General features: G+C 64.7%; 17 protein-coding genes and 1 tRNA gene. 14 read left to right on the plus strand and 4 right to left on the minus strand.

Annotated features, from left to right (window positions below; translation table 11 throughout):
* From M8J71_RS04535 to M8J71_RS04595, 13 genes are all read left to right on the plus strand, one after another.
* On the plus strand, positions 1–630 hold the full coding sequence (locus tag M8J71_RS04535; RefSeq protein ID WP_256246803.1) for a DedA family protein: 630 nt from the start codon (positions 1–3) through the stop codon (positions 628–630).
* Positions 631–755: 125 nt separating this feature from the next.
* Positions 756–1,484 (plus strand): DedA family protein, encoded by a 729-nt coding sequence (locus M8J71_RS04540; protein ID WP_256246804.1) that lies wholly within the window; start codon positions 756–758, stop codon positions 1,482–1,484.
* 39 nt (positions 1,485–1,523) lie between these two features.
* Entirely contained in the window at positions 1,524–2,660 is a 1,137-nt protein-coding gene (locus tag M8J71_RS04545) for an adenosine deaminase (RefSeq protein ID WP_256246805.1), read from the plus strand.
* A gap of 154 nt (positions 2,661–2,814) precedes the next feature.
* A complete protein-coding gene (locus M8J71_RS04550; protein ID WP_256247055.1) occupies positions 2,815–3,432 on the plus strand; it encodes a MazG nucleotide pyrophosphohydrolase domain-containing protein in 618 nt (205 codons plus the stop codon).
* A gap of 133 nt (positions 3,433–3,565) precedes the next feature.
* On the plus strand, positions 3,566–4,846 hold the full coding sequence (gene eno, locus M8J71_RS04555) for a phosphopyruvate hydratase (protein WP_256246806.1): 1,281 nt from the start codon (positions 3,566–3,568) through the stop codon (positions 4,844–4,846).
* A gap of 123 nt (positions 4,847–4,969) precedes the next feature.
* Positions 4,970–5,674, plus strand: a complete 705-nt coding sequence (locus tag M8J71_RS04560; protein WP_256246807.1) for an FtsB family cell division protein — start codon at positions 4,970–4,972, stop codon at positions 5,672–5,674.
* A 28-nt stretch (positions 5,675–5,702) separates the two neighbouring features.
* Entirely contained in the window at positions 5,703–6,374 is a 672-nt protein-coding gene (locus M8J71_RS04565) for a DUF501 domain-containing protein (RefSeq protein ID WP_256246808.1), read from the plus strand.
* Entirely contained in the window at positions 6,371–7,318 is a 948-nt protein-coding gene (locus tag M8J71_RS04570; RefSeq protein WP_256246809.1) for a Ppx/GppA phosphatase family protein, read from the plus strand. The genes M8J71_RS04565 and M8J71_RS04570 overlap by 4 nt, the downstream gene beginning before the upstream one ends.
* A 27-nt stretch (positions 7,319–7,345) precedes the next feature.
* Entirely contained in the window at positions 7,346–8,731 is a 1,386-nt protein-coding gene (locus M8J71_RS04575; RefSeq protein ID WP_256246810.1) for a S8 family serine peptidase, read from the plus strand.
* A gap of 34 nt (positions 8,732–8,765) precedes the next feature.
* Positions 8,766–10,250, plus strand: a complete 1,485-nt coding sequence (locus M8J71_RS04580; protein ID WP_256246811.1) for an NAD(P)/FAD-dependent oxidoreductase — start codon at positions 8,766–8,768, stop codon at positions 10,248–10,250.
* Positions 10,251–10,379: 129 nt separating this feature from the next.
* Entirely contained in the window at positions 10,380–11,339 is a 960-nt protein-coding gene (locus M8J71_RS04585; RefSeq protein WP_256246812.1) for an N-acetyltransferase, read from the plus strand.
* Between the two features lie 20 nt (positions 11,340–11,359).
* Positions 11,360–11,433 (plus strand) — tRNA-Leu (locus tag M8J71_RS04590).
* A gap of 218 nt (positions 11,434–11,651) precedes the next feature.
* Positions 11,652–13,004, plus strand: coding sequence for an ABC transporter substrate-binding protein (locus M8J71_RS04595; protein ID WP_256246813.1), 1,353 nt, complete (start codon positions 11,652–11,654; stop codon positions 13,002–13,004).
* Positions 13,005–13,075: 71 nt separating this feature from the next.
* On the opposite strand, the gene M8J71_RS04600 is transcribed toward M8J71_RS04595, so the two are convergent.
* The 4 genes from M8J71_RS04600 to M8J71_RS04615 are packed head-to-tail and all read right to left on the minus strand — an operon-like array spanning position 13,076 to position 17,210.
* Entirely contained in the window at positions 13,076–13,849 is a 774-nt protein-coding gene (locus M8J71_RS04600; protein WP_163164253.1) for an ABC transporter ATP-binding protein, read from the minus strand.
* Positions 13,846–14,940: an ABC transporter ATP-binding protein gene (locus M8J71_RS04605; RefSeq protein WP_256246814.1), complete on the minus strand. Its 1,095-nt coding sequence runs from the start codon at positions 14,938–14,940 to the stop codon at positions 13,846–13,848. Before M8J71_RS04605 ends, M8J71_RS04600 begins: the two co-directional genes overlap by 4 nt.
* Positions 14,937–15,905: a branched-chain amino acid ABC transporter permease gene (locus M8J71_RS04610; protein WP_163164254.1), complete on the minus strand. Its 969-nt coding sequence runs from the start codon at positions 15,903–15,905 to the stop codon at positions 14,937–14,939. Before M8J71_RS04610 ends, M8J71_RS04605 begins: the two co-directional genes overlap by 4 nt.
* 9 nt (positions 15,906–15,914) lie before the next feature.
* Entirely contained in the window at positions 15,915–17,210 is a 1,296-nt protein-coding gene (locus tag M8J71_RS04615; protein ID WP_374114816.1) for a branched-chain amino acid ABC transporter permease, read from the minus strand.
* A gap of 486 nt (positions 17,211–17,696) precedes the next feature.
* Between M8J71_RS04615 and M8J71_RS04620 the strand changes: the two genes are divergently transcribed.
* Positions 17,697–18,611 (plus strand): Bax inhibitor-1/YccA family membrane protein, encoded by a 915-nt coding sequence (locus tag M8J71_RS04620; RefSeq protein WP_256246815.1) that lies wholly within the window; start codon positions 17,697–17,699, stop codon positions 18,609–18,611.
* Positions 18,612–18,701: the final 90 nt, after the last annotated feature.

Genomic DNA, 18,701 nt, shown 5'->3' on the forward strand with positions numbered 1-18,701 from the left:
ATGCAGGCCATCAATGACTTCATCCTCGCGGCAGCCGGACAGCCCTGGGTGCTGTTCCTTGTTTTGGCCTGCTGCATCATTGACGGCTTCTTTCCGCCCGTACCGAGTGAATCAGTGGTGGTGGGCCTCTCCGCAGTGGCTGCCACCGCGGATGTACCCAACCCCTGGCTCCTGATGCTGGTGGCTGCCCTTGGCGCCTTCACCGGCGACAACATTGCGTACCTGATCGGCCGCAGGGTAGGAACCAACAGGTGGTCGTGGATGCGGGGCCCGCGGATGCAAAGCGCCTTCCGGTGGGCAGGCCGGGAGCTGCGCAAGCGCCCGGCCTCGCTCATTCTCGTGGCGCGGTTCGTCCCGATCGGACGGGTAGCTGTGAACCTCACAGCCGGGGTCACGCATTATCCGCACCTGCGCTTCGTGGGGCTGACGGTCCTCTCGGCCACCCTGTGGGCGGCCTACTCGGTGGGAATCGGGCTGTTCTTCGGCCAGTGGTTTGAAGACAACCACCTCCTGGGCGCCGCCATCGCCATCATCTGCGCAGTGGCGCTGGGGATCGTGGTGGACCTCGTTATCAACCGGGTCCGGCGAAAGGCGCCCATGGTGGAGCAGATGAAGGAACCGGAAGCGTAGTTCAACCGTTGTTCGGGCAGGCAGTGGCGTAGCGTGTTGCGCCGCGGCCGTGGGACACTTAGGAACGATTTCCGCTTTGGCTGCGTCACTTTTGGCTGTGCCATTTTGCATAGGAGCAAGACCGCGTGGAGTTTATTAATGAGGCTGTGCTCCATGCAGCGGGCCAGTGGTGGATCTACCCGGTACTGCTGCTGTTCTTCTTTGTGGACGGCTTCGCCATGGTGGTCCCCAGCGAAACCCTCATCGTGGCCCTTGCGGCGTTCTCCCGGCACAGTGGGGAACCCAATCTCTGGATCCTGGGCATCACCGCCCTGGTCGGTGCCATCGCCGGGGACAACATGGCTTTTATGCTCGGACGCCGGATTGGCCTGAACCGGTGGAAATGGATGCGCCGGCCCAAGGTCCAGAAGGCCTTCGGCTGGGCCCGCTATGAACTCGAGAAGCGCGGAGCGGTGCTGATCTTCACTGCCCGCTACATCCCCTGGGGCCGGGTGGCCGTGAACTACGTGGCTGGAAGCACCGGCTTCGCCCACCGCCGCTTCTTCCTGCTGGACGCCTTCGCCTGCATCACGTGGGTAGGCTATTCCATCGGCATCGGACTGCTGGCCAGTTCCTTCCCGTGGCTGCACGACAACCCCCTGCTCAGTGCGGGCATAGCGGTGGTGTTCGCGATTGTGCTCGGCATCCTCATCGACCACCTGCTCCGGTGGTGGCACAAGCACCTTGCCCGCAACGACGCCCAGGACGTGGATGAGTGGCTCGACGCCGGCCCGGACGGGACACGGGACAGCCAAACCGGAGGCAACGCCCTCCTGACACCCGCGGCCGCGGACGGGAAGCCTGCCGCCATGTAGCCGCTGGCATTGAACCCCTGCCCACCCTAAGGTGGGAACGTGACTGAGCCTATTGTTGACGCTGCCCCTGCCATCGATTTTGACCTGAAGAACCTCCCGAAGGTTTCACTTCATGACCACCTGGACGGAGGACTCCGTCCGGCCACCATCATCGAACTGGCCGAGGCAGTTGGCCACACCCTTCCGTCCACCGATCCGGTGGCGCTGGGCCAGTGGTTCCGCGAGTCGGCGGACTCCGGCTCCCTGGTCCGCTACCTTGAGACGTTCGACCACACCGTCGCCGTGATGCAGACCGCCGAAGGCCTCTTCCGCGTCGCGAAGGAATTCGTCGAGGACCTCGCCGACGACGGCGTGGTGTACGGCGAAGTACGGTGGGCCCCCGAGCAGCATCTGCAGAACGGCCTCACACTGGATGAAGCCGTGGAAGCGGTGCAGGAAGGCCTTGAGGCGGGCGTCGAGGCCGTGGGGGAGACCGGACGGGAAATCCAGGTGGGCCAGCTCATCACGGCCATGCGCCACGCCGACCGCGGCCAGGAGATCGCTGAACTCGCAGTCCGGCATCGCAACAAAGGCGCTGTTGGCTTTGACATCGCCGGAGCCGAAGACGGGTTCCTGCCCTCCCGCTTCAGGGAGGCCTTCACCTACCTGGCGCAGAACAACTTCCCGGCCACCGTGCACGCGGGCGAGGCCGCCGGCCTGGAGAGCATCCAGTCAGCCCTGGTGGATGGCCGGGCGCTCCGGCTGGGACACGGCGTCAGGATCGCCGAGGACATCATGGTGGAGTTCGACGACGATGACGAGACCGAGGACACCATCGGACTGGTGACCCTCGGCGACCTCTCCAGCTGGGTCCGCGACCGAGGTATTGCCCTGGAAATCTGCCCGTCCTCCAATCTCCAGACCGGTGCGATCGCGGGGTTCGGCGACGGCATCGAAAGCCACCCGCTGGACATGCTGTACCAGCTCGGCTTCAACGTCACCATCAACACCGACAACCGCCTGATGAGCGGGGTCACCCTGACGGACGAGTTCGACCTCCTGGTGGAAACCTTCGACTACGATCTCGACGACCTGCTGGAGCTGACCCTGAACGCCGCCGAGGCATCCTTCCTGCCGTTGGAGGAGAAGGAAGCCCTGGTGGAGTACATCAACGACGCTTACGCGAACCTTGGCTAACGAGCCGGACGCCGGCAGCTCCCCGGTGGGGGAGCTCCCCAGCAGCTCCCCGAGCAGCTCCCCGCTGGGGGAGTTCCCCAGCAGCTCCACGAGCAGCTCCCCGGTGGGGGAGCTGCTGGGGATAGTCGCTTCCCTCCGGGAACACTGCCCGTGGATGGGGGCGCTCACCCACGCGTCGCTGGTGGAGTACCTCCTCGAAGAGGCCTTTGAGGTTGCCGAAACGATTGAGGCCGGAACCTCTGGCGGCACCACGGCTGAGGCCGCCGACGCCGAACTCCAGGGCGAGCTGGGCGACGTCCTGCTCCAGGTGGTGCTGCACGCCCGGCTTGCCGAGGAGCGCGGCGCCTTCACGTTCGACGACGTCGCGCGCGGGCTCAGTGCCAAGATGGTCCGCCGGAACCCCCATGTGTTCCGCCCGGACGGCTCCCTGCAGGATAACTTTCCGGCCACCATTGATAAGATCGTCCAGAAGTGGGACGCCGTCAAGCGCGCCGAGCGGCCGGAGCGGCGGGATCCGTTTGAAGGGATCCCGCTGGCCCTCCCGGCGCTGGCCCGGGCCCAAAAATCCGTTGACCGCGCGGCCAGGGCGGGGTTTCCGCAACTTCAACCGCCGGCAAACGTTGGCCCCTTCACGTCCGAAGAAGAACTCGGCGAGCTGCTGCTCGCCGTCGTGCATTCCGCCCGGGCCAGCGGATTGGACGCTGAGCGTGCCCTGCGCGGCGCGGTCCGGACCTACCAGCAGCGTGTCCCCGAGCAGCACCACCAGAGATAACCGCAATATCATGACGTCCGGGGGCTGGATAGGTTTCCGTAACCCGGACCACTCTCGACTACGCTGGTCCGTGACGAGTACGTCGAGTCTTTCTGCAAGATCCCCCCGTTAATCGCCCATAAGGAGCAAATTCATGGCGCTTATCGATGCCATCCACGCCCGCGAGATCCTCGATTCCCGCGGCAATCCCACAGTAGAAGTTGAAGTACTGCTCTCCGACGGCCAGATCGGCCGCGCTGCAGTGCCGTCCGGTGCTTCCACCGGCGAGCACGAGGCCGTTGAGCTGCGTGACGGCGACAAGGGCCGTTACCTCGGCAAGGGTGTCCAGAAGGCTGTTGACGCCATCATCGACCAGATCGCCCCGGCCCTGACCGGGTTCGACGCCACGGACCAGCGCAGCATCGACCAGGCAATGCTGGACCTGGACGGCACGCCGAACAAGGGCAAGCTGGGCGCCAACGCCATCCTGGGCGTTTCCCTGGCCGTTGCGAACGCAGCTGCCGCCTCGGCAGATCTGCCCCTGTACAAGTACCTGGGCGGTCCGAACGCCCACGTCCTGCCGGTTCCGCTGATGAACATCCTCAACGGCGGCTCGCACGCTGATTCCGATGTCGACATCCAGGAATTCATGGTTGTCCCGCTGGGTGCGGAGACCTTCTCCGAGGGCCTGCGCTGGGGCGTTGAGGTTTACCACGCCCTCAAGTCCGTGCTGAAGGAAAAGGGCCTCGCAACCGGCCTCGGCGACGAAGGCGGCTTCGCCCCGAACCTGCCGTCCAACCGTGCAGCGCTGGACCTGATCCAGGAAGCCATCAAGAACGCCGGCTACACCCCGGGCAAGGACATCGCGCCGGCCCTGGACGTCGCCTCCTCCGAGTTCTTCACCGACGGCGCCTACCAGTTCGAAGGCAAGTCGCTGACCTCCGCCGAGATGAGCGCTTACTACACCGAACTCGTCGCTGACTACCCGCTGGTCTCCATCGAGGACCCGCTGGACGAAAACGACTGGGACGGCTGGAAGACCCTCACCGACTCCATCGGCGACAAGGTGCAGCTGGTGGGCGATGACCTCTTCGTCACCAACCCCGCCATCCTGCAGCGCGGCATTGACACCAAGACCGCCAACTCGCTGCTGGTCAAGGTCAACCAGATCGGTTCCCTCACCGAAACGCTTGACGCAGTGAGCCTGGCCCAGCGTGCCGGCTACACCACCATCACCTCGCACCGCTCCGGCGAAACCGAGGACACCACCATCGCCGACATCTCGGTGGCCACCAACGCCGGCCAGATCAAGACCGGCGCACCGGCCCGCTCCGAGCGCGTTGCCAAGTACAACCAGCTGCTGCGCATCGAAGAGGAACTCGACGATGCCGCACGCTACGCAGGCCGCAGCGCGTTCCCGCGTTTCAAGGGCTAGTAGCCGCATAAACAACGAGGCGGTGGCTATGGTTGAAAGACCATAGCCACTGTTGTTGTTTCGGCAACATAGTTTCAGCCCAGCTAGCGGCGGCCCAGGCAGGCTGCGTGTTTCAGGAGTGTCATGGCTACCCGCCGTCCCAAAGTTCCAAAGGTCGCCTCTTCCCGATCGGGCACACCGCGGTCAAACCAGGAAACGGACCACGAAGCAGCTGTCATCCGGGCGGATTTCCGTTCCGCCAAAGAGAAGCCCGGCACCAACGGGGCCGGCCGGAAAGCTGCCGCACCGACGGCCGGCAACGCAGCGGGTGCCCACTCGCCCGGCTCCAGGAAGGCCCCGGGGCCACACGGCGCTACCTCGCCTGCCGGCGCAGGAAAGGGGAGCAATTCCCAAGGCGCCGCACCGGCGGCCGGCGCCGAAACGCCCGAAGACCAGCAGCCCGTTCCGGCCAAGGCGTTTTCCGGACGGATGCTCGCGCTGGCGGTGGTCATGATTGCCATCACCATCATGCTGGCTCCCACGGTGAAGATATTCTTCGACAAAAGGGCTGAAATAGCGGCCCTGAACGCTGACATTGCCGCCCGCGAGGCCGAAGGCAACAGCCTCCGGCAGCAGGTTTCCCGGTGGCAGGACCCCAACTACGTGAAACAGCAGGCCCGCGACCGCATTAACATGGTTATGCCGGGCGAAACCGGCTACTGGGTCTTCGGCAGCGATGTGCCGGCCGGGGAAAGCAGTAGCCAAACCGGTGCAGCAGCACAAGACCCCGCCGATCTGCCGTGGGTGGATTCCCTGTGGGAGTCCATCACGCGCGCGGCCACAGACTGAACCGCAAAAGGAAGGACGGCCCGCGACAGTGGAACCCAACACGGCAGCCGCCCGGGATGAATCCCGCCAACCATCACCGCAAGACCTGGAAGTACTGAGCCGCCAGCTGGGACGGCCGGTCAGGGACGTCGTGGAGATTCCTGCGCGCTGCGTCTGCGGCAACCCGCTGGTGGCCGCCACCGCTCCCCGCCTCGGCAACGGAACCCCGTTCCCCACCACCTTCTACCTGACGCATCCGGTCATTACCTCTGCAGTTTCCCGGCTCGAAGCCGCGGGCGTTATGAACGTGATGAACGAGCAACTGGCCGGCGATGACGTACTGGCGGCCGCCTACCGCTCTGCCCACAACGCGTACCTGAAGGCACGCTCGGACATCGGTGAACGGTCCGGGATCGGAGCCGTCCCCGAAATCGATGGGATCTCCGCCGGCGGCATGCCCACCCGCGTCAAATGCCTCCACGTCCTGGTGGGGCACTCACTCGCGGCCGGTCCGGGAGTCAATCCGCTGGGGGACCAGACCATCTCCGCCATCAGCGAGTGGTGGACCGCCGACGCGTGTTACTGCGAAGGCGCATGGGACACTACCGGTGAAGCCCCGTCCCGGGACCTCAGCCGCCACGGACCGCAGGGGTTGCCGGACATCGTAGGCCGTCCCGCGCCCGTTCGGAAGGCCTCCGGCACTGCAGAGGCCGGGCAATGACCCGCGTCGCCGCCATTGACTGCGGCACCAACTCCATCCGCCTCCTCATCGCCGACATCGAACGCAGCAACGGGACCACCAGCCTCAAGGACGTGGTGCGCGAGATGCGTGTGGTGCGGCTGGGCCAAGGAGTGGATGCCACCGGCGAACTGGCTCCCGAAGCGCTCGAGCGCACCTTCGCGGCGGCCGCCGACTACGCCCGCCTGATCCAGCAGCACGGTGCCGGCAAGGTACGTTTCGTTGCCACCTCTGCCAGCCGTGACGCGCGGAACAGGGACGTCTTCGTGGACGGCATCCGGGAGCTCCTGGGCGTGGAACCTGAGGTGATTTCCGGTGACGAGGAAGCCGCGCTGTCCTTTGCCGGCGCCAGCAGCGTCCTGCCCATCCTGGACGGCCAGGAGGTGCTGGTAGTTGACCTGGGCGGCGGAAGTACCGAATTCGTCCTGGGCACGGCAGCCGGCGTGACAGCAGCAAAATCAGTGGATATCGGCTGTGTGCGGCTGACCGAACGGCATCTGCGCCAGGACCCGCCCAGCCCCGAACAGATAGCCGCCGCGGAAGCTGATGTGTACGCCGCCATCGCCCGCGCCGGACAGGACGTTCCGCTGGAACGCGCCACCGCCGTCGTCGGCGTTGCCGGCTCCATCACCACCATCACTGCCCACGCCCTTCGGCTGACGGAATATTCGCCCAACGCGATCCACGGCAGGGAACTTCCCCTGGACACGGTCCGTGCTGCCGGCACCGATCTCCTCACCATGACGCGTTCAGCCCGGGCTGCGCTGCCCTACATGCATCCGGGCCGGGTGGACGTCATCGGTGCAGGCGGACTGGTCTGGCGGCGCATCCTTGAGCGGCTGGCCGGGTTGACCGGCGGGCGCATTGCAACAGCCACCGCCAGCGAACACGACATTCTCGACGGCATTGCCCTGAGCATCGGCTGACGGCCCATGCAGAAACACACCACTGGAATGCAACCGCTTGAACGGGCCGGCGCAGCACTGCTCGCGCTGGTCCTGGCCGGCGGCTGCCTTGTCACCGGTCTTCTCACCGCCCCGGCAGCCCACGCGGATGAATGGCGCGACAAGCAGTACTGGCTGGGCGAGTCCGGCATCACCAAGGCCTGGGAGGTTTCCAAGGGCGCCGGCGTGAAAGTTGCCGTCATCGACAGCGGCGTGGACGCCCAGCATCCCGACCTTAAGGGAGCAGTTGCCGGCGGCTACGACGCCTCCGGTTCGGGGCAGCCCAACGGCCAAAAAGGTGTGGGCTCCAAGACTGAACACGGCACCCTCGTGGCCACCATGCTTGCCGGACGGGGCCATCAGCCCGCGGACGCCACTGCCAGTCCAACACCCGGCCCCGCAGCTGTTCCCCCCGACGGAATCATAGGCGTGGCCCCGGAGGCCCAGATCCTTGCGGTTTCCACCTGGCTGGGCTCAGCGAATCCCTCGGGTAAAAGCGACCAGGACCAGATTCCCGAGGCTGTCCGCTGGGCGGTGGACAACGGTGCAAAGGTCATCAACATTTCCCTGGGCAGCACCACGACGGAGTGGCCGCAAAGCTGGGACGCCGCCTTTCTCTACGCAGAGCAAAAAGACGTCGTGATCGTGGCAGCGGCTGGCAACCGGGTGGGTGGCAACACGCAGGTGGGCGCTCCTGCCACCATTCCCGGCGTCCTCACCGTCGCCGGCGTGGACCGCAAGGGCGCAGCCAGCGTTGACGCATCCTCCCAGGGAATCAGCATCGGGGTTGCGGCGCCCGCTGAAAACCTGCTGGGCGGTCTTCCCGGCGGCAGCTATGCGGAATGGGCAGGCACCTCGGGTGCGACGCCCATTGTCTCCGGCGTTGCGGCGCTGATCCGGTCCAAGTGGCCGGAGATGTCCGCAAAGCAGGTCATCAACAGGATTGTTACGACTGCAAAGGACGCCGGAGCACCCGGCAAGGACCCCCTGTACGGCTTCGGTGTGCTCGATGCCGAGGCGGCTTTGAAGGGCAACGTTCCGGAGGCAGGCGCCAACCCGCTTGGCTCCATTGCGGAATGGATCCGCGTTCACCGGCGGGGTAACCTCGCCACCCCCGCCCCGCTGCCTACCTCGGAAGTCCCCAGCGCCGTGCCTACCCTGCCGGAGGCCACCGTGCCCGCGGCCAAGCCGCCGTCGCAGCGGGACACTGCCCTCGGCGCCGCCGTCGTGATCGGTTTCAGCCTCTTGTTCGTGGCGATCATCGCGGCAGCCGTCGTTCAACTCCGGCGGGCGGCGAGGAGCCCGGGAGCGGTGGCGGAAGAGCCTGACACCGGCGTGATGGACAGCGTCGAATCCAGCCGGAAACCTGAGGCGGGAAGCCTGTCCGGCAGTTAGTGAAGATTTTCACAAACTGCTGTATCCTTAAACTATGGCAACCACCCCAGAGCTCCAGGACCGTCCCAGGGTACTCGTCGTCGGCGGCGGGTACGTCGGCCTGTACGTAGCACTCAAACTGCAGAAGAAGATCGCGAATGCCGGTGGCATCGTCACCCTCGTGGATCCACTGCCCTACATGACCTACCAGCCGTTCCTGCCCGAGGTGGCCGGCGGCAACATCGAGGCGCGCCACGCTGTGGTCTCCCACCGCCAGCACCTCAAGCAGACCGAACTGATCCAGGGCCGCGTGACCTCGATCGACCACGCCAACCGCACGGCTGTGGTGGCTCCCGCCGACGGCGGTGCGCACTTCGAGGTTCCCTACTTCGACGTTGTGATGGCGGCAGGTGCCATCACCCGCACGTTCCCCATCAAGGGCCTCGCGGACAAGGGCATCGGCCTGAAGACCATCGAGGAAGCTGTTGCCCTCCGCAACAAGGTCCTGGAGCGCATCGAAGTTGCCTCCACGATGACCGACCCCGCAGCCCGAGCCAAGGCCCTCACCTTTGTTGTGGTGGGCGGCGGGTTTGCCGGCATCGAGTGCATCACCGAGATGGAGGACCTTGCCCGTGCCGCCGTTCGGAACAACCCGCGCATCAAGCAGGAGGAAGTCCGCTTCGTCCTGGTTGAAGCCATGGGCCGGATCATGCCCGAAGTTACCGCCAAGCAGGCGGAATGGGTTGTGGAGCACCTCCGCAGCCGCGGCATCGAGGTACTCCTCAACACGTCCCTGGACAACGCTGAGGGCAGCCTCAAGCTCATTAACCTCCCGGACAAGACCCCCGCGCAGGAGTTCGAAACGGACACCCTCGTGTGGACCGCCGGCGTGCAGGCCAACCCCATGGTCCGGTCCACCGACTTCCCGCTCGAACCGCGCGGCCGCGTCCGCGTCCTGCCGGACCTCCGGGTTGCCGGCGATGAAGGCATCATCGACAACGCCTGGGCAGCAGGGGACGTCGCCGCCGTTCCCGACCTCACCGGCAAGGGCCTCCCGGACGGTACCTGCGTCCCCAACGCCCAGCACGCGCTCCGCCAGGCGAAGCGCCTCGCCAAGAACCTTTGGGCCTCCCGCTGGGACAAGCCGCTGAAGGACTACAAGCACAAGAACCTGGGCGCTGTTGCCGGCTTCGGTGAGTGGAAGGGCGTTGCCAACATCAATCTTGTGGGCAGCATCGGGCTCAAGGGCGGACTCGCCTGGCTCGCGCACCGCGGCTACCACGGCATGGCCATGCCCACGTTCGAGCGCAAGTTCCGGGTGATCTTCAACTGGATCATCAGCTTCTTCGCAGGCCGCGACACCACGCAGCTGATGGACCTGGACAACCCGCGCGGTGCTTTCGTGGCCGCAGCTACCCCGGCTCCGAAGCCGGCCGCCGCGCCCGCTGCCGCCGCGCCCGGCGCCCCTGCCCCGGTGGCCGGCGGCTCCGGTTCCACTGCGGTGGACTCCAAGGAATCGGTTACGGCCAACGCCAAATAGACCGGCCCGGCTTTAATGCACGACGGCGGCTGTCCCCTTCCGGGGATGGCCGCCGTTTGCGTTTGCCCGGCAGCCTGATAGCGGCTGCTTACCGGGCAGCCCGCTGCCGCGCCTTCTAGACTGGGCAGCATGACTGGCGAGATGAACCTTCAGGCCCTGCTGGCAGGGATGCACCCGGTGCGGCGGCCGGGCGAATACGTTTACGTCCTGTGGCCGCATGGACGGCCGCTGGCGCCCGGAATCGAAGCGGCGGTCAGGGAAGCAGAGGGCCTTACTGTGGTCCTGCCCCGTGCCGAGGCGGACAAGGAAGGGCTGTCCTACGACTTCGTCGCCGCGTGGATCACGTTGCAGATCCACTCGGCACTGGAAGCCGTCGGATTGACTGCCGCCGTGAGCAAGGCCCTCACGGATGCGAGAATCAGCTGCAACGTCCTGGCCGGGTTCCATCACGACCACCTGCTCGTGCCGGTGGCCGACGCCGGACGCGCCCTTGGGGTGCTGGCTGAACTCTCCGGGCGGGGGCAGGTTCAGGATCATGGGCAGCTGCCCCCGCCCGGGCTGGTGCTGCGCGACGAGACTCCAGCCGACCGGGACGCGATCCTCGCCCTGACAGCGGACGCCTTCGCCATCTCCCCGGCCACCGGGCTCCCGGCGGACGGGGAACCGGTTGAAGTCAACGTGCTCCGGGAGCTCTTTGACGCCGAGGAGTACCTCCCCGGGCTCAGCGTCGTTGCGGTGCTTGACGGCCAGGTGGTGGGGCACGTGATCAGCACCCGCGGGTGGGCGGGGGACCAGGAACTCTTGGGCCTGGGCCCTCTTGGAGTCACGCCGCGGCTCCAAAGGCAGGGCATCGGCACTGCCCTGATGAAGGAGAGCATCGAGAGGGCGAACGCTGCGGGGGAGATCGGCATCGCTCTGCTGGGCAGCCCCGACTACTACTCCCGTTTCGGTTTCGTCCCGGCCGCCACCATGGGTGTGCTCCCGCCGGAGGAGGCGTGGGGTGATTATTTCCAGCTTCTGCCGCTCGCGCTGTGGCATGGCGGGGTCCGGGGGACCTTCCGGTATGCCGAACCGTTCACGCGCCTCTGACGGGATGCCATTGAGCCGTTGCCCCAGTAGCCCAATTGGCAGAGGCAGCGGACTTAAAATCCGCGTGTTGTGGGTTCGAGTCCCACCTGGGGTACTTGGCAGAACCTGGCGCAGAGCGCCGGGTGACAGAGGAAGCCGTCCGCTGCGCGGGCGGCTTCCCGCATTTAATTCCACATATGCAACGACTGTTATAAGGATGTGACCTCAGTCACTTATCTTCGCCCTGGATATGCACTAGCTTGAAGCTAAATCAGGAACACCTGATTTTTCGTGTCAAAGGCCGTTCGCACCTTTAGATCGAGGAGCTCGTAAATGACTTTATTCCCCCAGGCGGGAACCCGCGTTGCCAAGCTGACAGTGCTTGGCATCGGCGTCGCCTTTATGGCAACGGCTTGCGGCGGTTCGTCCACACCCACGGCGTCCGAAACCGCCACCGGTTCGGCGGCAGGAATTGCCTGCCCTGCCCCCGGCTCCACCGGTGGAAGCACCGCCCAGCCCACTGGCGCGGGCGGCGCGGTCCCACCGTCCAAGGGCACAACCGAGACTGCGCTGAAGCTCGGCTCCCTCCTGCCCACCACGGGTTCGCTGGCGTACCTCGGCCCGCCGGAAATCGCGGGCGTTAACCTCGGTGTCAAGGAAGTCAACGACGCCGGCGGCGTCCTCGGTAAGCCCGTTGAAGTGGTACACCGCGACTCCGGTGACACCAAGACGGACATCGCAACCCAGTCCACAGCAGCTTTGCTCGGCCAGGGCGTCAACGCCATCATCGGTGCAGCCTCCTCCGGCGTCTCCAAGACGGTCATCAACCAGATCACGGGCGCCAACGTGCTCCAGTTCTCTCCCGCCAACACCTCACCGGACTTCACCACGTGGGATGACAAGGACCTGTACTGGCGCACAGCGCCGTCGGACGTTCTCCAGGGCAAGGTCCTGGGCAACTACATGGCCACCTGTGGCGCCCAGACGGTCGGCATGATCGTCCTGAATGACGCCTACGGCACGGGGCTCGCGACCAACATCAAGGCAGCCTTCGAATCGGCCGGTGGCAAGGTCGTCGCCGAGGAGCTGTTCAATGAGGGCGATACCCAGTTCAGCAGCCAGGTGGACAAGGTCATCGCAGCCAAGCCCGATGCCATCGCCCTGATCACTTTCGACCAGGCCAAGAGCATCGTTCCGCTGATGACCGGCAAGGGCGTAAAGCCCACCCAGATGTTCCTGGTGGACGGCAACACCTCGGATTACAGCAAGGACTTCCAGGCAGGCACCATGCTCGGAGCCCACGGCACCTTCCCGGGAACGTTTGCCAACGAATCCTTCACCAAGAAGCTTCTTGAAGTGGACCCGGCGCTGAAGGACTTCACCTACGGTGGTGAATCCTACGATGCCGTGAACCTGATCGCGCTGGCGGCTGAAGCTGCCGGAAGCACCAGCGGCCCTGAAATCGCCAAGCAGCTCAAGGGAGTCTCGGAGGCCGGGGAGAAGTGCACCAGCTTCCCCTCCTGCGTCACCCTGCTGCGCGAGGGCAAGGACATCGATTACGACGGCCAGTCCGGCCCCGTGACGTTCTCCGACGCCGGTGACCCGACCGAGGCCTACATCGGCATCTACGAGTACACCAACGACAACAAGCTCAAACCCCTCCAGTCAGAGTTCGGCAAGCTGTAATCACTACTCCTGATACACCAAAGAGCCCCTGTCCAGCCGGACAGGGGCTCTTTGTATGTGGCCTTTTGTTGTTACTCGACCGTATCGGCCAGCGTGCCCAGATACAGCTGAATGACCTTGGGGTCCTTCATGAGTTCGCGTCCCGTGCCGGTGTAGGCATCCCTGCCCTGGTCCAGGACGTAGCCGCGGTCGCAGATCTGGAGGCACCGCCGGGCGTTCTGTTCCACCATGATCACCGAGACGCCGGCGCGGTTGATCTCGTGCACACGCAGGAAGGTTTCGTCTTGCTTGACGGGGGAAAGGCCCGCGGACGGTTCGTCGAGCAGCAGCACCGCCGGATCCATCATCAGTGCCCTGCCCATGGCCACCATCTGGCGCTCGCCGCCTGAGAGGGAGCCGGCGCGCTGGGCGCGGCGCTTGCCGAGTTCAGGAAACAGGCCGGTGACGAAGTCGAACCGCTCCGCGAAGTCCTTGGGCCGCTGGAACATTCCCATCTGCAGGTTTTCCTCGATGGTGAGGGTGGCGAACACGTTGTTGGTTTGCGGAACGAAACCTACGCCCCGGGACACGAGTTTGTTCGCTTTCAGCCCGGTGATGTCCTGCCCACGCACAATTACTGTTCCGGAATGAACCTTGACGAGGCCGAACATCGCTTTCAGCAGTGTGGACTTGCCGGCTCCGTTGGGCCCGATGATGCCGATCAGTTCACCTTTGCGGGCCTCGATGCTGCAGCCGTTCAGGATATTGACCCCGGGAAGGTAACCGGCCACAAGATCGGTGACCTTAACCACCGAGTCGCTGTCGCTGACTGGCTGTGCGGCGGGTGCCGTGCTGGTGCTGCTCATTGGCCATCCTTCTCTGCGCTGCCGGTCTCCGTGCTTCCGTGGCGGCCGCGGGGTTGTTCGCGCTGTGGCCCGCCGTCGTCGCTGCGGGCAGGTTCGCCGCCCTCTGCGGCCACTACGTCCACCGCGATGATGCCCGCATTTTCTGTTCCAACGATGGATTCCTCATCAGCCACGAGTTCCGCTGCCAGCTCCTTGATGCCCTCGGAGTCTCCAAGGTCAACGTCGTGGTGGGCGCCCAGGTAGGCGTCGATGACTGCGGGGTTCTTCATGACCTCCCCGGGAGGACCTTCGGCAACCACCTTTCCTTCAGCCATGACCACCACCCAGTCGGCGATGTGCCGGACCATGTGCATGTCGTGTTCGACGAAGAGGACCGTCATGCCTTCGGCTTTGAGGTTCTTGATGTGGTCCAGCAGGGACTGCGTCAGCGCGGGATTAACGCCTGCCATGGGCTCATCAAGCATCACAAGCTTGGGCCGGACCATGAGGGAGCGTGCCATCTCCAGGAGCTTGCGCTGCCCGCCGGAAAGGGAAGCCGCGTAGTCGTCCTTTTTGGCGTCGAGCTTGAACTTCTCCAGCAGGACATCCGCTTCGGCAGTAATTTGCTTTTCCCTGCCGCCCCAGATTCCCTTGAACAGGGCCTTGGCGAGGCTTTCACCGGGCTGGTTTGCCGCGCCGAGGCGCATGTTCTCCATCACGGTGAGCTTGCCCATGACCTTGGTGAGCTGGAACGTGCGCACCATTCCCATCCGCGCCACCTTGTACGGGGACACCCCGGCCAGGCTCTGGCCTTCGAACTGCCATTTGCCGCTGTTGGGCGTATCAAAACCCGTCAGCAGGTTGAAGAGGGTGGTTTTGCCGGCTCCGTTGGGGCCAATGAGTGCAGTGATCTTATGGCGGGGGATCTCGAGGTACTCAACGTCCACCGCATTGATGCCGCCGAAGCTCCGGGTGACGTTTTCGGCCACGACGATAGGGTCCCGCTTCTTGCACCCGGGAGCGGTTTCGCCGGCAGCTATGGGACGGGTGTCTGTCATGTAGTCCGGTTCCCCGGCCCGTGGGGTGGTGATTTCTTCACTGTGCTTGCTCATGCGAACGCCAGCTCCTTCTTGTTTCCGAAGACGCCCTGCGGCCTGAAGATCATCAGCAGCATGAGGGCGACACCAACCAGGATGTAGCGCAGCTGCCCGGCCTGGACCGTGTTAAGCCACGTAACGGCACCTGATTCGATCAGGCCATAGAGGATCCCCTGGGTCAAGGACAAAACCACCCAGAAGATCATGGCGCCGATGACCGGTCCGAGGACCGTGGCCATGCCACCAAGCAGGAGGCAGGTATAGAGGAAGAACGTAAGTTCCGTTCCGTAGTTTGCCGGTTGTACCGCTCCGCGGGGAAGCGTGAAGACCATGCCGGCGAGGGCGCCCAGCACGCCGCCGATGATAAGGGCCTGCATCTTGTAGGCGTAGACGTTCTTGCCCAGCGAGCGTACGGCGTTCTCGTCTTCGCGGATGCCTTTGAGCACCCGGCCCCAAGGGCTGCGCATCAACAGCCACACGAGCGTGCAGCAGATGACCACCAGCGCCCATCCCACCACGCGGATAAAGAAGTCACGGTTGTTCATGCCGAAGTAGGAGCCTTCAGGGAACGGGTTCATGGAGTAGAACCCGCCCTCGAAGGCCGCCAGGCCGTTGGCCGATCCGGTGACCGAAGTGAGCTGGTTGGTGGTGACGATGTACCGCACGATTTCGGCCGCCGCAATGGTGACGATGGCCAGGTAGTCGGCACGGAGCCTCAGGGTGGGGATGCCAAGCAGCAGCGCAAAAATGGCCGAGGCAATGACGGCAATCAGCAGCCCAACGAAGAACGGGACGCCGAAGCTGAGGGTGGAGATCGCGAAGCCATAGGCACCTACGGCCATAAAGCCCGCCTGGCCGAAGTTGAGCAGCCCTGAGTACCCGAAATGTACCGCGAGGCCGAGTGCGGCCAGGGCGTAGGCGGCCGTCGTCGGGCTGAAAATCTCAGTGGCGGCACTGGCAAGAATGAATCCAAAGTCCATGGCTGTCTCCTAACCCACGCGCTCGCGTCGGCCCAGGATTCCCTGCGGCCGGAACAAGAGGACAACGATCATGATGAACAGGGCTCCCACATATTTGAGGTCGGCAGCGAGGCCGAACACGGTGGTCAGCTCCACAAAGATGCCGACGATGATTGAACCGATCAGGGCGCCGAAAACGGTGCCGAGCCCGCCGAGGGTTACGCCGGCAAAGATCAGCAGCAGGATGGCGGAGCCCATGTCGAACGTGACGCCTGGACGGTAATAGGCCCACAGGATGCCGCCGAGCGAGGCCAGCATGCCGCCGGTGATCCAGACCAGCCGGACCACGCCGTCGACGTCGATTCCCGACGCCGCAGCGAGGGCGGGGTTGTCCGCCACCGCGCGGGTGGCTTTGCCCAGCCTGGTTTTCAGCAGCACGATGCCGATGAGGGCGATGACCACCGCGCTGATGCCCAGGGACCAGAGGTTGTTGGGTGATATGGATACCGGGCCGAGCTGAATCTCAGGGCTTTGGGCGAACGGCAGCTGTTGGGTGGCCCCGCCGAAGAAGAACTGGATGACATACCGCACGGCAAGGGCAAGGCCGATACTGACGATCATCATTGGCACCAAGCTGGTGCCGCGGCGACGCAGGGGCCGCCACAGCCCCCTGTCCTGGACGTAGCCGAACAACCCGCCGCCCAGCAGGGAGAGGATGATGGCCAGCCAGAACGGAAGGCCGATCGCATTGAAGGCAAACACCAGTACCGCACCGAGGGTGACCATCTCGCCGTGGGCGAAGTTGGTCAGTCCTGTGGTACCGAAGATGAGCGAGAGGCCTACGGACGCCAGCGCCAGCAGCAGCCCAAAACTCAATCCGGCCACGAGCCGGTTGAGCAGGTTTTGTCCGAAGTCCTGCTCCTGGACCACGATGCCTTTGCCGAAGGCGAAGATGACCGACAGATTGGACGTCTGGCTGAACGTGACGTCACGGGGATTCTCCTGGCCCTCGGCCAGGGTAATGCCCTCAGGCAGGGTCGATTCGTCCAGCTCCACCGTGTAGGTCCCCTGCTCGGGCACCCCAATGCTCCAGGACCCGTTGGCGGACGACTTGGTGGTACCGGTGAAGTCGCCGCTCTTGGCGGTGATGGTCACGTCCGCCAGCGGTGCACGGGTATCGTCACGGAGAAATCCGCTGATGTTGTTCTGGAAGGTTTGGTTCGACGGGGATGGTGTCGGTGAGGGGGAAGTGGCCTGGGATGCCGGGGCCGCCACGAGGAGGATTGCCAGGATGGAGGCGCTGATGGCTCCCAAAAGTCTTAGCAACCCGCGGCGTCCTCCGGCCGGCAGGCCTTGGGATGTACTTCTCAAATTGAAAACCTCCACTTGGGGGCGGTCTCGGCTGCGCCATTGCAGCCGCTGCGAACGGATGCAGGGCTGGGATGATGCCATAACGCCCTGCACCCGCCACGCATGTGAGTTCCGTCACCCTGCTTGGCTTATGCTACAGCGCGGAAGAACCTATAAATGCCCTGATTGGAGGCGTCAGCATAGCGATCAGGTAACAACTGCGGTGTACCGTGGGCCCGAAACCGTGGGAGAGCAGGAGGAAACCTTTGTTGAGCCACGGTGCTTCCCGGACGTCCCGACCGGCCAGTGAGCTCTGGTCGCCCACCCTCAGTGCGGTTTCGGCACGTCACGGTTGGGTTGCACCCGCGGCAGCAGGGAACTTTTAGCGGTGCCGCGACGTGAAAATTGGTAGCGTAAACCATAAGGTTCACAAACACATCCCATCAATGGAGGAATCCCGCAATGGCACTTGGCGGCAACCCGATCTTCAACGGAAAAAGCTTCCGTGGAGCCACCCAGGCACCGCCTGTCCCGCAGGCTCCCTATGGCCAGGCTCCTTATGGCCAGCAGCCGTATGGCCAGGCTCCTTACGGCCAGGCGCCCTACGGCCAGCAGGGCTACGGGCAGCAGCCCATGACCGACGCGCAGCTGCAGCAGATGTACAACCAGCCTGCGGCGGGTCCGGCTGACACCGGCCGGATGACGTTCGACGCCGTCATCGTCAAGACGGCGGCCTGCCTTGGCGTCGTGGTTGCCGGTGCCGCCGTCACCATGTTCGTCAGCATGGGCCTTGCTTCGCTTTTAATGATCGTGGGCGCACTGGGCGGCTTCGTCCTGGCACTGGTCAACACTTTCAAAAAGCAGCCTTCACCGGCCCTCATCCTCGCTTACGCCGGACTGGAAGGCCTCTTCCTCGGCGGCCTGACCCGTATCCTCGACGCGCAGTTCCCGGGCGTTGGCCTGCAGGCAGTGATCGGCACCCTGTCCGTGTTCGCCGTGACCCTCGTTCTGTTCAAGAGCGGCAAGGTCCGCGCCACGCCCAAGGCCATGCGGTTCTTTATGATTGCTGTCATCGGCTACGCGGTCTTTGCACTGATCAACATGGTGATGATGTGGACCGGCGCGGTCCAGTCGCCTTTCGGCCTGCGCACCGAGATCGAAATCTTCGGCATTCCGCTGGGTGTTTTCATCGGCCTGCTTGCCATTGGCCTCGCAGCCTTCTCGCTGATCATGGACTTCACCAGCATCGAAGCGGGCGTCCGCAGCGGCGCTCCGCAGCGCTTCTCGTGGACGGCGGCCTTCGGCCTCACCGTCACCCTCGTGTGGCTGTACGTGGAAATCATCCGCCTGCTCGCCATCCTGCGCGGGGACGACTAACCGCAAAAGCGGCGTCCCGCCGTCGGACGCCTCCTGCGGTAAAGCCGCAAAAGCTGAGGGCCCCACCTTCCGGTGGGGCCCTCAGCCGTT

It is taken from the genome of Pseudarthrobacter sp. R1 (assembly GCF_024494415.1).
In the GTDB taxonomy this organism is placed as follows: domain Bacteria; phylum Actinomycetota; class Actinomycetes; order Actinomycetales; family Micrococcaceae; genus Arthrobacter.